This is a genomic window from Tardiphaga sp. 841_E9_N1_2, from assembly GCF_051811065.1.
Lineage (GTDB): Bacteria > Pseudomonadota > Alphaproteobacteria > Rhizobiales > Xanthobacteraceae > Tardiphaga > Tardiphaga robiniae.
This window is the reverse complement of sequence record NZ_JBPWQC010000001.1, coordinates 6171571-6185305: the sequence shown is the minus strand read 5'-3', so window position 1 is coordinate 6185305 and position 13735 is coordinate 6171571. Positions and strand designations below refer to the sequence as shown.

The window sequence follows — 13735 nt, the reverse complement described above, 5'->3', positions numbered from 1 at the left end:
GTTACTCGACGAGGCTGTTGGTGTAGTAATCGGTCACTTTCCAGCCCGCCGGCAACACGCCCGCGGCTTCCATCGACTTGCCAGCCGCTTCCCAGTCCGCCTGTGCCTGCCAGCCGATCGGCTTGCCCTGCGACGCCGGCGTGTCGAAGTAATCCAGCGTCAGCTTGATTTGCCCGAGCAGCACCACGGGATCCAGCTTGGCGTCCGGACGCTCGGCGATCATCGCCTTCACGCCGTCCTCGGGATTGGTGCGCAGATGTTGCCAGGCACGCTGTTGCACTTCGATCAGGCGCTTCAACGCAGGTCCCTTGCTGGCGATCACCTCGTCACGTGCAACTAGGCCGTAACTCGGGAAAGCGATCCCGGCGTCCGACGCCAGCAGGCACTTCGAAGGTCGCGATGCTTCTGCGAGTGGAAGCGCCGAACCGATCGTGGACATCAGGCCATCGGATCGCTTGGCAATATAGGTGCCCCACAATGCGGCCGGATCGACAACTTCAACCTTGAGATCGTCACGCGTCAGTCCGCCCGATTTCAGATAGACATCGATGAAAGGCGCCCATGGGCTCGCCGCAAAGACCACCACGTTCTTGCCGCGCAGGTCCGCGACCTTCTGCATGGGCGACGCCTTGTCGACCAGAATGCAGAGATCAGTCTTGCGCTGGAACGTCGCGATCGATCGAATAGTGGCGCCTTTGGCGCGCGCAGAGCCGACGAGCCCGACTTGAACCTGACCGACGTCGACCTGGCCGGCATTCACCAGCTGGATCGTGTTGCCGGAGCCGCGACCGTCCTGAATATCGACGTCGAGCTTGGCTTCCTTAAACCAGCCGCGGTTCTGCGCGAGATGCATCGCCGCCTGCACGCCCCATGGCGAGAAATCCAGCCGCACCGACAATTTATCCTGGGCCTGAGCAGGTGAAACACCCGCGCCGGCCGCAACACCTAGAAGCATCAGGGTCGATAGAAAAAGCCTTCGCATATCCCAATCTCCGGTTTGATTACTCTGTGTCCGCGCCATCCGCTTCTGCCGGCGAATTCTGCGTCAAATAGCTCAGCACCATCTCGACGACGTGCTGGCGTCTCTTGAGCACACGTCGGCGCGCCGCAAGATCGCGGTCGAGCAGCCAGGACAATGTGTGCTGATTGGACAGAAAGAAGTAAGCGAGGCCGGAGATCGACATATAGAGATCGACCGCATCGACATTGGCGCGAAACACACCCTCGGTCTGGCCGCGTTTCAGCAGGATCTGGATCGTGTCGAGCAACCCGCGATAGAGCGGCTTGATGGTGCTCGAACTTTTGAGGTGATGCGCATAATGGATGTTCTCGATGCTCATCAACCGGATTAGATCCGGCGTCGCAACGAAATGATCGAACGTGCTGCTGACCAGTCGCTTCATGCCTTCGACCGGCGGCAGACCGCGCAGGTCTTCGTCCTGCTGCTTAGTACGCAAGTCCGTATAGATGCGCTCAAGTACTGCCAGATAGAGCTCGTCCTTGGAGCCGAAATAATGGTAGATCAGGTTCTTGTTGACACCGGATTGTTCGGCGATGCGATCGACGCGCGCGCCGTTAAGCCCGTTGGAGACGAATTCGATCCGTGCCGCGTCCAGGATCTTGGCACGGCTCGCTTCCGGATTGCGGGTGATCTTGCTGGGCGCGGCCACACTAAGCTCCATGGCGCCCTTCCGGTAATGGCGGGGCGTCCCGTGAGGATCGTAGTGCCGCAGTTCCCTCGACGTCCAGCACGCCACGCGGGCCGAATGTCACAGCATAATGCTTTCGCGCGAACTCGGCCGTGATCTTGCCGTCCAGGAAATCCTCGCGCACATCGGAGGGATCACGCAGCAGCGGATTGCCGAAGCCGCCTGCACCGGCCTGCTCGTGGATCAGGAGCGCGCCCTCAGTGACATTCCGCGTGATCTTGCCAGGAATGGCACTACGCTCATTGCCGATCTCGATGTAGTTCTTCGACAAGCCGCCGGGCTCGCCCCCATTGAGACCATAGGGATGAAACTTGACGCGGTCGGTGCGCAATTGCAGCAACGCTTCCGGCGCGAGGATACGATAACTACGGCGAATGCCGACACCGCCGCGATATTGTCCAGCACCACAGCTGTCCGGCACGAACGAGTAATCCTCGATTCGCACCGGATGCTCAGCCTCCATCACTTCGACCGGCATGTTCGAGAGATTTTGCGAGGCATTGGTAACCGCTTCAAGCCCGTCTTTGTCGGGACGACCACCCCAGGCGCCGCAGATCATGTCGACGATGATGAAAGGCTGGCGGTTAGGTCGCAGGCCGCTGATACAAATGACGCTGTTGCCGCCCTCACCTGCGGCTGGCACCTTGTCCGGCACGATCTGCGCAAGTGCTCCGAGCATCGTATCGAACACGCGATACCCCGTCAGCGCACGTGCCGCGCACGGCCCAGGCATGATCGGGTTGAGCACGGAAGCTTCCGGCGCTTTCACTGTAATGCAACGAAAAAGGCCGACATTGTTCGGCACGTCCTTAGCCAGCACGCAGCGTATGCTGAGATAAGTCAGCGAATGTGTGAAACTGAGCGTCGAATTCAACGCTCCTTTCACCTGTGGCGAAGAGCCCGTGTAATCGACCAGCAGCGTACCGTCGCCGTTGACGGTGATTGCAACCTTGATAGGGATCGGCGTATCGGAAAATCCGTCATCATCGATATAGTCGATGAAACTGTACGTACCCTTCGGCCAGGTCTTGATCTCCTGCCGGGTCAATCGTTCCGCGTAGTCGAGCAGTTCCTGCATATAGGCGTCGACATCGTCCGCGCCGTAACGCTGCATCAGCTTCTCCAAGCCGCGCTTACCGACCTGAGCCGCCGCAAATTGCGCCGAAAGATCGCCCCAGACCCGATCCGGAACCCGAACGTTGATCTTGATCAGCGCCTCTAGCGTCGTGTTCAGCATACCGCGGTCATAGAGCTTGAGCGGCGGAATCCGCAGCCCTTCCTGATAGATCTCGGTCGAATCCGACGCGTTGGAGCCGGGCACGCGGCCGCCGACATCGGTGTGATGGCAGATCACCACGGCGAAGGCGCGCCGTTTGCCGCTGTGGAAAATCGGCACGAACATGAAGATATCAGGCAGATGCATGCCGCCGTGATAGGGATCGTTCATGATGACGACGTCGCCGTCGTGCAGATCGCCTTCGTATTTGCCGAGCACGGAGGCCATGGCTTCTGGAATCGCGCCGAGATGCTGGGCGATGGTCTTGGCCTGCGCCACCATCTGGCCGTCGCCGGCACAGATTGCCGCGGAAAAATCCATCACGTCCTTGACGATTTCCGAACGCGCTATGCGCACGACCGTATAGGCCATGTCGTCGGCGATGGAATCCAGGCCGCTCTTGATGACCGCGAAGGTGATCGGATCGACTTTCATACCTCGAACTCCAGCACAATGCAGCCGATCGCATCCTTGTGCACCCGAGCATCGGGCGGCACGATGATGGTGGCGTCGAATTCCTCGATGATCAGAGGTCCCTGCCGTGGCGACATTCCGACCGCGCCGCGATCGACGATCTCGACCGCGACAGCGGCCTCGCCACGCGCGAAGGAAACGTCGCGGGTTCCGGAACGCGATGCGCCCTGCCGCGCGGCGATCTTCATGGCCGCAAAATCCAGGCGGTTCTCGCGCAGGCCGCGCCCGGCCACGCGCACTTTCATCAGTTCGATCGGCGTGGCGTCACGATAGCCATAGGTCTTGAAATACTCGGCGATGAACCGCTCACGGATCTGATCGAAATCTTCGCCCTCGAACGGCACCGTGAGTTCGGTGGCCTGACCTTCATGACGCAAATCGGCTTCCCACAGAAACATCGTGCGTTCGGCCTGATAGCCATCGCCGGCGAGTTGCCCCGCCACTTGCTGTTGCAGCTCGGACTTGATCGCCTTGAGGTCGCTGACCTGCATCCCGTCGAGATATAGGCTGACGGTTTTCAGTGCGGTATGCTCAATATCGGAAGCCAGCATGCCCAGTGCGCTGAAAATTCCCGACATCGGCGGCACCACGACGCGAGGAATGCCCAACTGACGCGCGAGATCCGGCGCATGCACGCCCCCGTTGCCGCCAAATGCCATCAACGTGAGATCGCGCGGATCGCGACCACGCTCGACGGTGACGGCGCGCACGGCACGCGCCATCGCCGCATTGGCGACGGCACGAATGCCATGTGCGGCGTCCAGTAGAGTGAGGTCGAGCGGGTCGCCGACATAGGTACGGATGGCAGTCTCGCTTAGCTTGCTATCGATATTGAGATTGCCGCCAGCCAGCGACGTGGCGTTGATGAAACCGAGCACAACATTGGCATCTGTCACTGTCGGCTTTGTGTTGCCGAGCCCATAGCAGGCCGGGCCCGGAACGGCACCTGCGGATTGCGGGCCGACGACCAGCAGGCCACCTTTGTCGATGCCGGCAATGGAGCCGCCGCCGGCGCCAACCTCGGCGATATCGATAGCCGGCACCTTGAGCATATAGCCGCCGGCCTTGATGAACCGGCTCGACGTCGAAATTCCATCGCGGAATTCGTATTCCGACGTCATGGTCGGGCGGCCGTCCTCGATAATGACCGCCTTGGCCGTGGTGCCGCCCATGTCGAACACGATGACGTCGCGATCGTCACGCGCGATGCCGAGCCGTGCCGCGCCGATGACGCCGCCCGCAGGACCGGACGCCACCACCAGCACCGGCTTCTCGCAGGTCACATTGGCAGCCAGCATGCCGCCATTCGAGGTCATGACCAGAATGGGCGCAGCCACGCCGATCGAGCGCAGACCCGATTCAAGCTTCTGCAGATAAGTGCGCATGGCCGACAACAGATATGCATTCACCACCGTCGTGCTGGTCCGCTCATATTCCTTCATCTCGGGCAGCACCGCGCAGGATGTCGTCACCAGCAATTGCGGGAAATTGGCCCGCAAAATCGCTTCGGCCTGCAATTCATGCGCCGGATTACGATAGCTGTTGATGAATGCGATAGCGACGGCCTCGATATCCTCGGCGAGTAGCGCCTCTCCGGCCGCGATGACGCTTGCTTCGGAGAGCGGCTCGACCGTCGTTCCGTCCGCCGCCATGCGTTCGGTCACTTCCATACGATACCGGCGCGGCACCAATGGCTGCGGCTTCACCCATGTCAGGTCGAACATGTCGGGCATCCGGATGCGCCCGATCTCCAGCACGTCCCGGAAGCCGCGCGTCGTGATCAGTCCAGTCTTGGCGCCCGACCGTTGCAGGATGGTATTCGATCCGACGGTGGTGCCGTGCAGCACTTCGGCCACAGCCGAAGGCGCAATCGATAGCTCCGCCAGCAGGCTTCCGACGCCGTCAACAACCGCCCGACTCGGATCGGCAGGCGTCGACGACACCTTGCTCTGATGGATCAGGCCAGACTCAAGGAACAATGCGATGTCGGTGAATGTTCCACCGATATCGACCGCAACCCGGATTTTTCCGCCTGACGCCATAGCCACTACCGCCCACCCGTCATTACTAACTAGTTAGTCAATAATCTTGACTAGAGGATGCAGAGTGTCAAGCTGCTGTTTTCGGCGCCTAGCGCTCGAAAAACAGGCTAAAGGCTCACTTTTGATCATGTGGGATTGGCTGGCGACGCACGACCAAGCGTAGGGTCGGGGTTCGGCTTCTTGATAGCTACGCTAGCTTGCGCGCGGAACGCTTCAGCCAGATTCCGCATCCGTTCAGCGTGCTCGGTGTCTTCCGAGCGATGAGCTACGGCCTCGGCTTTCTCGGCCTGCTTCCTCAGCGACTTCGTTGGCTTCATGCCGATGTTATACCGCAACGCGGGAAGTTGTTCCACGCTTCCACGCTCCCTCCGGACAGCGTAGGATCCGACAATGAAACAGTCCGACACTTACCGGGCGAATGCAGAGAACTGCGCGGAGATGGCTGCTGCATCCGATAGCGAGCCAGCCAGGAATCGTTTCAAGCGCATGGAAGCTGCATGGCTCGCGTTGGCCGAGGAAGAGGACTGGCTCGACGGCGAGACACCGCTGGAGAAGTCACCAGTTAATCGACAGTAACACTCCGCGAGCGACGCCGGAGTTTATGATGCTGGCACCCTTCCGGGCAATCATAATGGCGCGACCGATGCATCTGCAGGTGCTGTGCGCCGTCGGGGCTTCTGGCCATATGTCCGTCTTCAAGCCCGTTATTGATTTCCTCTATGCAGGCCTCAACGGCACGCTCCCGCGTCAAATGTTTGGCGTCGCCAACCACTTTTGGGGCGTCCTCCGTCTTGGGATATGATCCAGCACCTATCCCGGGTCGGTCTTCTTGAACGCCGTAATCAATGCCCCGGTGCTTCACGATCGAGTCGAGTCCTTAATTGCGGCCAAACATACCACGGTGGCAGGACCGGCGCGACCAAGCCGCAAACGGGGAACCCTTTTATCGGCCTCCCAAAAAGAGCGAAGGAACCGCGTTGATCTGGCGCAGAATGGAGGCTGCACCTTAACTTCTCGCTCCTGTCTTCGTATTTGGATCAACGATGCAGCAAGAGGTGACGTTTTGACTTATGCCGATCAGATCGAAATAGCGATTGCAGATCAGGACATCGACAGGTTGATAAAATTTGCATACGACGACACATGTAGGTGCACTACCGTCAAAGGTGAACCGATGTGCGTCTGCAAGATGTTGGCGACAGCACTTCGCTCCAAAGTTGTCCCGCGCTCACTTTTCGAAAACAGGATTGAGCGAGTTACCTCGATCTAACGGTCGATAGATTTCCGACTCGAGTTAACGCAGGATGACAGCGACCGAATCTTGCCCCCAGAAGCCTCGCTTCGGTCGGCCCGGCGGTAGAGCGACCTACTCGCCGGGCCTTTAGGGAACAATGTGCCCTAACGTTGCTGTTCGAGCAGCCGGACAGCATCCTCCAGCATCGATGTGCCGGTCAGGCCCGACGCGCATTGCCCCAAGGGGGCGTAGGCAGGATGCACGAGTCCGCCGATCCGAACATGAGCGCCTGGTGCAGGCAGGCGCTGGCATGACGCCAACATGAACAGCTAAATGGATCAGTCCGCGAAGCCGGTCAAGAAGATGAAGAAGTCGAAGACAATGTGAGAGCCATGGTGATCCGCGAGGGGCCCTTTCGCAGTTCACGTTTGACTTCTACTGCACGCCAGCAAGAAATCCAGAGCCGACATAGCATCCAAGTATCGCAGTTTGACGCGGCTATTAACTCCAACCACCTCGTCGACTAACGTTTGATCCGGCACGCGCATGAAGCCCATTGACCAGTTCGGAAATAGCCGGTCCCCAAATCCAAGGCCTCGTTGAAGCAAGCTGACATCGCGGTGCCGTGGGTCGACGCTGATACGATCGTATACCCCGATAACATCCTCCGGCTCTCCCTCAAGCACCTGAAGAAAGTCACCGTCCGAATGCACAAGCATGCCTGTGACGTGGGCCGCATTATTGCGAGCCCTCGCCTTCTGCAGTAGCTCGGAAAGATCACCGGAAGAAAATGCTTGATTTGCAGTGCTGAGGTATGAGATTCGAAACATGGCTTGCTCCAACATCCGTTAACGCCGGATACTGGAGAGAGTTCACTTAGCTCGCCTTCAAACCTGCTGCCCTCCAATATGACCTCCCGAAAGAAGAAAGCCCCAGCGACGTTTTTGCCTCAGCAGAGTGACGCATAAACCATCACCGCGCCATCATGACGATTTGTGTGACCCCAGTGTGCTCGCTTAACGGCACGACATCCCTTCGGACATGTTGCCCCAATAGCCGCACTGAGTGGCCGGTGCAGCGGGTCTGTTTAGGTGGAGCGGATCATGAGCATTGAGATCGCTGCGGAAGAGGACGAGAAATGCGGCAGCCAAGAGGGCAGCCGGAAGAAACATGAGTAATCGATTTTTCATGCCGCGCTTCTTACGCGATCGCGCCCCGTTTTCAAAATGACGCCCGTAGAATATCTATCGTGCACTCTTGGGTAAAAGTGCGCCTTGAAGCCAATCGGCCGTACCGCGCGACCAATATGGTTCGCCGCAGGATCCGCCGGACATACTGTTCTACGGGCATAACGTGGCTGCTGCTCTCGACAACGTTTCTGACGAACAGTCGAGATTGGGAGGTCTCCAAATGCTGGCAGAACCGGAAATGTTGCTGCGCCTGTTCTCAGCTGCCGCTCTCGGCAGCTTGATCGGTTTCGAGCAGGAACGCCTACTTTGGGCGGCGGGCATACGCACACACATGCTTGTTTGTGTCGGTGCATGCCTAATAATGTTAGTCTCTCAATATGGCTTCTCCAACATCCTCACTCATCAGAATATTGTGCTCGATCCGTCACGCATCGCAGCACAGGTCGTGTCCGGTATCGGATTTCTAGGCGCCGGCTCGATCCTGGCGCGCGGCGATATCGTCAAAGGACTAACCACGGCAGCAAGCATTTGGACAGTGGCCGCAATTGGGCTAGCTGTTGGCGGTGGACTATACCTCGCCGCTGGCGCCTCGAAAGTGATCAGTCTGATCATCCTGGTTGGCATTAAGCCATTGGAGGAAGTTTATCGCTCGCGAAATCAGTCTTGCATGCTCAAGATCGAGGTAGAAAATAATGGCCTGACACCAGAGTTATTGCGTGAAACTCTCGCACTGAGAGTCGGACAGGTAAAAAGATTTCTGGTCGAAAACCACGATCCAAATGGTATGGATCGACTATCGATACTTCTCACGAAGGTCTCCTCACGCGATATCGCAACATATCCTGAGAAACTTCGCGAGCTTGAAAGCGCGCGCGATGTTACCATCGTCAAGCGCGCAGATGCTAGCGCCGTCAATCTTCGCGATTAGTCTCGCTCGATCCAGAGCCATAACATCTGACGCCCTAGATAAACAGGCGTTCCTTTCGTGAAGAGCGCCTGCAGCATGCCGAGGCGGGCGAACTCGTCCGCCGTACGGCGGCCTGGATCAAGACGTGCATCGCGTTCTGCCACGATGGCGTGTCAGCATCCACGGTATGGATTTCTACGATCCGGTCAGCGTGAGAATGACCAGACGGCGCACTGGGCCTGATGAACAGTCGCCCCAAGAGTATCGAACTTCGTAACAAAGGATTTGATCGAGGCGGATTGCGGCGGAAGCTTGGCTTTCGGTCGAACTGCCTGATCGGTTATGTTTCCACGTTCGGCTATTGTCGCAGTCTCCGGGCTTCCCACTTCGCCTCCATCTTCTGAAATTCAACGACCGCTTCGCGCAAAAAGGCGCGTCACTGCATGACGCGCCTTAGATCCCTTTAGAGGTCCACCTGCTCAGACATGGCAAGTGCATCATCCACCTCAATTCCAAGATACCGCACCGTACTTTCGAGTTTTGCGTGGCCTAAGAGCAATTGCACCGCTCGAAGATTTCCGGTTCTCTTATAAATCTGAGATGCTTTTGTCCGACGCATCGAATGCGTCCCATAGCGTCGTCGGTCCAACCCAATACTGGTGACCCATCGATCTACGATTCTCCCGTATTGTCGGATAGACAAATGAGGTTTTGAGCGCATTCGACTCGGAAACAGGTGGTCTGCCGATGTCAGTTCTCGTTCAACGATCCATTTCTCCAATGCGGACCTTGTGTGCTCTGAGAGCTCGAACTGGACTGGCCGTCCGGTCTTTCTTTGGATGACCGTCGCCCGATCGCGTAGGACGCCCGATATCGTCAAATTGCCCACTTTAATCGACGTCAAATCGCAAGCACGAAGCTTACTGTCGATCGCAAGGTTGAAGAGAGCAAGCTCTCGGAGATTCGAGGCAACCTCCAATCTGGTTCGTATTCCCCAGACTTCTTTCGGTTTTAACGGCAGTTTTTGACCGACGATCTGCCCCTTATTCCAGACAGGCATAGCTAGACTCCATGCCACCCGCCCAGCCCCACCGCTCCCATCGAGCAAGAGGAATCTACGCTATGGAGCTAAATGGCGCCTTAGCGCCACAAGCCGACGTCACGGCGAGATGCGCCTTTATCTTCAGCGGTTACGAAGTCAGCATCGGCTTTTCCGGTCGCTGTGACGCCAACGGCGCGGCTTGGGAAGCTACGGCACTGGCAGGCAAGCGCTGTCTGCGGCTGGCCGCCGAGCTGAAGCTTCTGCATCGGACCGACCGGCCTCAGCGCCGAACCGGTCGAAAAGATTTGCATGCGCGGTCCACGGACGAACCTGCTTCGAATCGCGTCACAAGAGTTTCGAGCGTCAGACGCTGAGGTAGGCGCGCTGTATCTCGCTGTTGTGTGCCAGATCCTGCATCGAACCTTCGTACATAATCTGCCCCTTCTCAAGTACGTAGGCACGATCCGATACCAGGCACGCAAAATGAAAATTCTGCTCAGACAGCAGAATACTTGCTCCGCGTGCCTTGAGCGACAGGATCATATGCGCCATCTGCTCGACGATCACCGGCGCGACGCCTTCCGACGGTTCGTCGAGCAGGACCAATAGCGGATTGCCCATCAACGTACGGGCCACCGTGAGCATCTGCTGTTCGCCGCCGCTCATCTGGCCGCCGCGCCGATCCTGCATGCGGCCGAGATTGGGAAAGAGCTCGTAAAGCGCGTCGGGCGTCCAGTTGAGTGCGGCACTTCCATCCGCCCACTGCCGCGGCGCCTGCCTGCCGGTTTCCAGATTCTCGGTCACCGTCAAATCAGGAAAGATACGCCGATCCTCGGGCACGAACCCAAGCCCCATGCGCGCCACCTGGAAAGGCGCCTTGCCAGCGATGTCCTGCCCCAGGAAATTGATCTGCCCCTCGCTCCGCGACAGCAGGCCCATGATGGCCTTGAGCGTAGTGGATTTGCCGGCGCCGTTGCGCCCCATCAGCGATATGACTTCGCCACGGCGCACGTTGAGCGCAACGTCGAACAGGATGTGAGCTGCGCCATACCAGGCGTTCAGGCCGGAGACGTCGAGCAGGATCGGATTCACGGATGCAGTCATGCGGGTATCCTTGCCGCGACGGCCGGTTCCGGCGGATGTTCGAAAGTCAGGCCGTTGCCGAAATAGACTTCCTTGACCTTGGGATGACTGCGGATTTCGTCTGCTTCCCCTTCCGCAATCAATTTGCCGCGAGCGAGCACGATGATGCGGTCGGCATGGGCGAAGACGACATCCATGCTGTGCTCGGTGAACAGCACGGCCATGTCGCGCTCGATCACCAGCCGCTTGGTCAAAGCCATCAATTCGTTGCGTTCGCGTGGCGCCATCCCGGCGGTCGGCTCGTCCATCAGTAGCAGCCTGGGATTGTTCGCCAGGGCCATGGCGAGCTCGACGCGCTTGATGTCGCCATAAGCCAGTTCGCTGCAAGCTCGGTCAGCCTGCGCGTCCATGCCGACCTGCGCGAGCAGCATCAACGCCTCATCGCGATAACGGCTTGCGGCGGGGCGCCATAGCGAAAAGATCTGCTGCTGGTGGGACATCACCGCCATTTGCACGTTCTCCACGACCGTGAAGGATGCGAATGTGGCCGCGATCTGGAATGTGCGCCCGACGCCCAGGCGCCAGATTGCGCGCGGCTTCATCCCGACCAGCTCTTGCTCGGCCAAGCGGACGGATCCGCGCGAGGCACGCAGCTGGCCGTTGACCATATTGAAAGTGGTGGATTTGCCTGCACCGTTCGGGCCGATCAACGCCAGCAATTCGCCGGGATGAAGGTCGAAGGTGATTCCATCGACGGCACATACGCCGCCGAACGTCATATAGAGATCGCGGACCTCAAGCAGCGCGCCACTCATGTCAGCTTCTCCCGTCGGACAACGCCCACGGCTGGACGATACAGCTGCCATAAGGTTTCGATCTGGCGCGAGATACCCGCCAGTCCCTCCGGGAAGGCGAGCACCAGAAACAGAATGATGCCGCCGAACAAAGCCCGCCAGTAATCAGTGGCGCGCATCACCCAGTCCTGCAGCACACCGAACACCGCCGCACCGATCACAGGCCCCGTGAGTGACTGAATGCCACCCAAGAGAACCATGACGAGCCCGTCGACCGATTTGCTGACCGAGATCACATCCGGCGAAACGCTGCCCTTGGAGAAGATGTAGAGCGTGCCGGCCAATCCGCCGAACACGCCGGCGATCGTGAAGGCCAGCCACTGCACGAGCTTCACATCGATACCGATGGCCTCGGCACGCAGCGCTGAATCCCGTCCGGCCCTCATCGCATAACCGAACGGCGCAAAAGCGAACCGCCGCAGCGCGTAGGCCGAGAGCCCAACCAGTATGAGGGTGAAGTAGTAGTAGCGCGTTCCGCTCAGCCAATCGGCCGGCCAGATGCCCACCATGCCGTTGGAGCCGCCGGTGACCGCATCCCATTGAAACACGACCGACCAGACAATCTGCGAGAAGGCGAGCGTGAGCATCGCGAGATAGACGCCCGACAGCCGGACGCAGAACCAGCCGAACAGCAAGGCGCCAAGACCGGCCACCAGGGGAGCGACCAGCATCGCGAGCGGCATGGGCATGAATGCCAGTTTGACCAGGATCGCCGCACCATAGGAACCGAGGCCGTAATAGGCGGAATGCCCAAAGGAATGCATCCCGCCCGGTCCCATCATGAAATGCAAACTGACCGCGAAAAGCGCCGCGACAAGAATGTCCTGACCGAGCACCGCAGCATAAGGCAGCGATTGATCGAGCATAGGCAACACCGCCATCAACAGGAAGACGCCGATGACCGTCATGCGAAACCAGTTGGAACCCGGCTTCAACGGTGCTTCGACCGGCGCCGAGTTACGACTGGTTGCTTGCGGCCGTCCCAACAGCCCCCACGGCCGGATCACAAGAACCACCGCCATGATCAGGAATTCGACCACCAGAGTGAGCTTGGAGAACGAGATCTCAATCCCCGCGAGATGAACCGTACCGATGCCGATACAAATCGCCTTCACTTCGGCGATCAGGAGCGACGCCAGAAAGGCACCGGGGATAGAGCCCATGCCCCCCACGACGACGACGACGAACGCATCACCGATCGTCGAGATATCGACGGTGAGACTCGCCGGCTGACGCGGAAGCTGGACCGCTCCGCCGAGTCCCGCCAGCATGCAGCCGAGCGCAAACACGCCGGTGAACAGCCACGCCTGATTGACGCCGAGCGCGCCCAGCATCTCGCGGTCGTGGGTTGCCGCACGCACCATGACGCCCCAGCGCGTCTTGGTTAGCAGCATCCAGAGCAGGCCGAAAATCGCAGGGCCGATCACGATCAGGAACAGATTGTAACTCGGATAGGCACGACCGAAGAGCTGGATAGCACCCTCCAGGCCTGGTGCACGACGACCGAGCAAATCCTCCGGCCCCCAGATCCATAGTGCGGCATCATTAAAGACGAGCACCAGCGCGAATGTCGCCAGTAGCTGAAACAGCTCGGGCGCCTTGTAGATCCGACGCAGCAGCAGAATTTCCACCAGCGCGCCGAGCAGTCCGACAGCCAGTGCTGCGAGCACCAGCGCGCCCCAGAAACCAATCGCCCGCCAAGGCCCCACGCCGATACGTTCGATCAATGAATAGCTCACATACATGCCGAGCATGAAGAACGAGCCGTGGGCAAAATTGACGATCCGGGTGACGCCGAAAATCAGCGACAAGCCGGTCGCCACCAGGAACAGGGACGACGCCCCGGCCAAGCCGTTCAACAATTGAGCCAAGAAGGCAGACAGATCCATGGCAGTCTCGCTCGGGACAGATGTGGCGCTCAAAC

General features: G+C 59.1%; 12 protein-coding genes. 3 read left to right on the top strand and 9 right to left on the bottom strand.

Annotation, left to right across the window (positions count from 1 at the left end; genetic code table 11):
- Position 1 precedes the first annotated feature (1 nt).
- From AB8A50_RS29560 to AB8A50_RS29545, 4 genes are read right to left on the bottom strand one after another with little or no spacing between them, the layout of a single operon-like run.
- Positions 2 to 982 carry an ABC transporter substrate-binding protein gene (locus AB8A50_RS29560; protein ID WP_439079845.1) on the bottom strand — a complete coding sequence of 327 codons (981 nt, stop codon included), beginning with the start codon at positions 980 to 982 and terminating at the stop codon, positions 2 to 4.
- Positions 983 to 1001: 19 nt separating this feature from the next.
- Positions 1002 to 1670, bottom strand: coding sequence for a TetR/AcrR family transcriptional regulator (locus AB8A50_RS29555; RefSeq protein WP_439079844.1), 669 nt, complete (start codon positions 1668 to 1670; stop codon positions 1002 to 1004).
- Between the two features lies 1 nt (position 1671).
- Positions 1672 to 3420 (bottom strand): hydantoinase B/oxoprolinase family protein, encoded by a 1749-nt coding sequence (locus AB8A50_RS29550; RefSeq protein WP_439079843.1) that lies wholly within the window; start codon positions 3418 to 3420, stop codon positions 1672 to 1674.
- Positions 3417 to 5501: a hydantoinase/oxoprolinase family protein gene (locus AB8A50_RS29545; RefSeq protein ID WP_439080056.1), complete on the bottom strand. Its 2085-nt coding sequence runs from the start codon at positions 5499 to 5501 to the stop codon at positions 3417 to 3419. Before AB8A50_RS29545 ends, AB8A50_RS29550 begins: the two co-directional genes overlap by 4 nt.
- Positions 5502 to 5891: 390 nt before the next feature.
- Between AB8A50_RS29545 and AB8A50_RS29540 the strand changes: the two genes are divergently transcribed.
- Entirely contained in the window at positions 5892 to 6077 is a 186-nt protein-coding gene (locus AB8A50_RS29540) for a hypothetical protein (protein WP_439079842.1), read from the top strand.
- A gap of 28 nt (positions 6078 to 6105) precedes the next feature.
- Positions 6106 to 6303 carry a hypothetical protein gene (locus AB8A50_RS29535; protein WP_439079841.1) on the top strand — a complete coding sequence of 66 codons (198 nt, stop codon included), beginning with the start codon at positions 6106 to 6108 and terminating at the stop codon, positions 6301 to 6303.
- 854 nt (positions 6304 to 7157) lie between these two features.
- On the opposite strand, the gene AB8A50_RS29530 is transcribed toward AB8A50_RS29535, so the two are convergent.
- On the bottom strand, positions 7158 to 7565 hold the full coding sequence (locus AB8A50_RS29530; RefSeq protein WP_439079840.1) for a BLUF domain-containing protein: 408 nt from the start codon (positions 7563 to 7565) through the stop codon (positions 7158 to 7160).
- Positions 7566 to 8145: 580 nt separating this feature from the next.
- Between AB8A50_RS29530 and AB8A50_RS29525 the strand changes: the two genes are divergently transcribed.
- The gene (locus tag AB8A50_RS29525; RefSeq protein ID WP_439079839.1) at positions 8146 to 8853 is read left to right on the top strand and encodes an MgtC/SapB family protein; all 708 of its coding nucleotides are present in this window, start codon (positions 8146 to 8148) and stop codon (positions 8851 to 8853) included.
- Positions 8854 to 9295: 442 nt separating this feature from the next.
- Here the strand turns inward: AB8A50_RS29525 and AB8A50_RS29520 are convergent, their stop codons facing one another.
- The 4 genes from AB8A50_RS29520 to AB8A50_RS29505 all read right to left on the bottom strand — a co-directional run bounded on the left by AB8A50_RS29520 (position 9296) and on the right by AB8A50_RS29505 (position 13700).
- On the bottom strand, positions 9296 to 9892 hold the full coding sequence (locus tag AB8A50_RS29520; protein ID WP_439079838.1) for a tyrosine-type recombinase/integrase: 597 nt from the start codon (positions 9890 to 9892) through the stop codon (positions 9296 to 9298).
- A gap of 345 nt (positions 9893 to 10237) precedes the next feature.
- Positions 10238 to 10957, bottom strand: a complete 720-nt coding sequence (locus AB8A50_RS29515; RefSeq protein WP_439080055.1) for an ABC transporter ATP-binding protein — start codon at positions 10955 to 10957, stop codon at positions 10238 to 10240.
- 17 nt (positions 10958 to 10974) lie between these two features.
- Complete coding sequence (locus AB8A50_RS29510) at positions 10975 to 11772, bottom strand: ABC transporter ATP-binding protein (RefSeq protein WP_439079837.1); 798 nt, start codon at positions 11770 to 11772, stop codon at positions 10975 to 10977.
- The gene (locus AB8A50_RS29505) at positions 11769 to 13700 is read right to left on the bottom strand and encodes an ABC transporter permease (RefSeq protein ID WP_439079836.1); all 1932 of its coding nucleotides are present in this window, start codon (positions 13698 to 13700) and stop codon (positions 11769 to 11771) included. The genes AB8A50_RS29510 and AB8A50_RS29505 overlap by 4 nt, the downstream gene beginning before the upstream one ends.
- Positions 13701 to 13735: the final 35 nt, after the last annotated feature.

Excerpts from the sequence above, each read along its gene's own strand:
- AB8A50_RS29530 (WP_439079840.1), bottom strand. The coding sequence starts at position 7,565 with ATGTTTCGAATCTCATACCTCAGCACTGCAAATCAAGCATTTTCTTCC.
- AB8A50_RS29520 (WP_439079838.1), bottom strand. The coding sequence starts at position 9,892 with ATGCCTGTCTGGAATAAGGGGCAGATCGTCGGTCAAAAACTGCCGTTA.
- AB8A50_RS29505 (WP_439079836.1), bottom strand. The coding sequence starts at position 13,700 with ATGGATCTGTCTGCCTTCTTGGCTCAATTGTTGAACGGCTTGGCCGGG.
- AB8A50_RS29545 (WP_439080056.1), bottom strand. The coding sequence starts at position 5,501 with ATGGCGTCAGGCGGAAAAATCCGGGTTGCGGTCGATATCGGTGGAACA.
- AB8A50_RS29525 (WP_439079839.1), top strand. The coding sequence starts at position 8,146 with ATGCTGGCAGAACCGGAAATGTTGCTGCGCCTGTTCTCAGCTGCCGCT.
- AB8A50_RS29535 (WP_439079841.1), top strand. The coding sequence starts at position 6,106 with ATGCTGGCACCCTTCCGGGCAATCATAATGGCGCGACCGATGCATCTG.
- AB8A50_RS29540 (WP_439079842.1), top strand. The coding sequence starts at position 5,892 with ATGAAACAGTCCGACACTTACCGGGCGAATGCAGAGAACTGCGCGGAG.
- AB8A50_RS29560 (WP_439079845.1), bottom strand. The coding sequence starts at position 982 with ATGCGAAGGCTTTTTCTATCGACCCTGATGCTTCTAGGTGTTGCGGCC.
- AB8A50_RS29550 (WP_439079843.1), bottom strand. The coding sequence starts at position 3,420 with ATGAAAGTCGATCCGATCACCTTCGCGGTCATCAAGAGCGGCCTGGAT.
- AB8A50_RS29510 (WP_439079837.1), bottom strand. The coding sequence starts at position 11,772 with ATGAGTGGCGCGCTGCTTGAGGTCCGCGATCTCTATATGACGTTCGGC.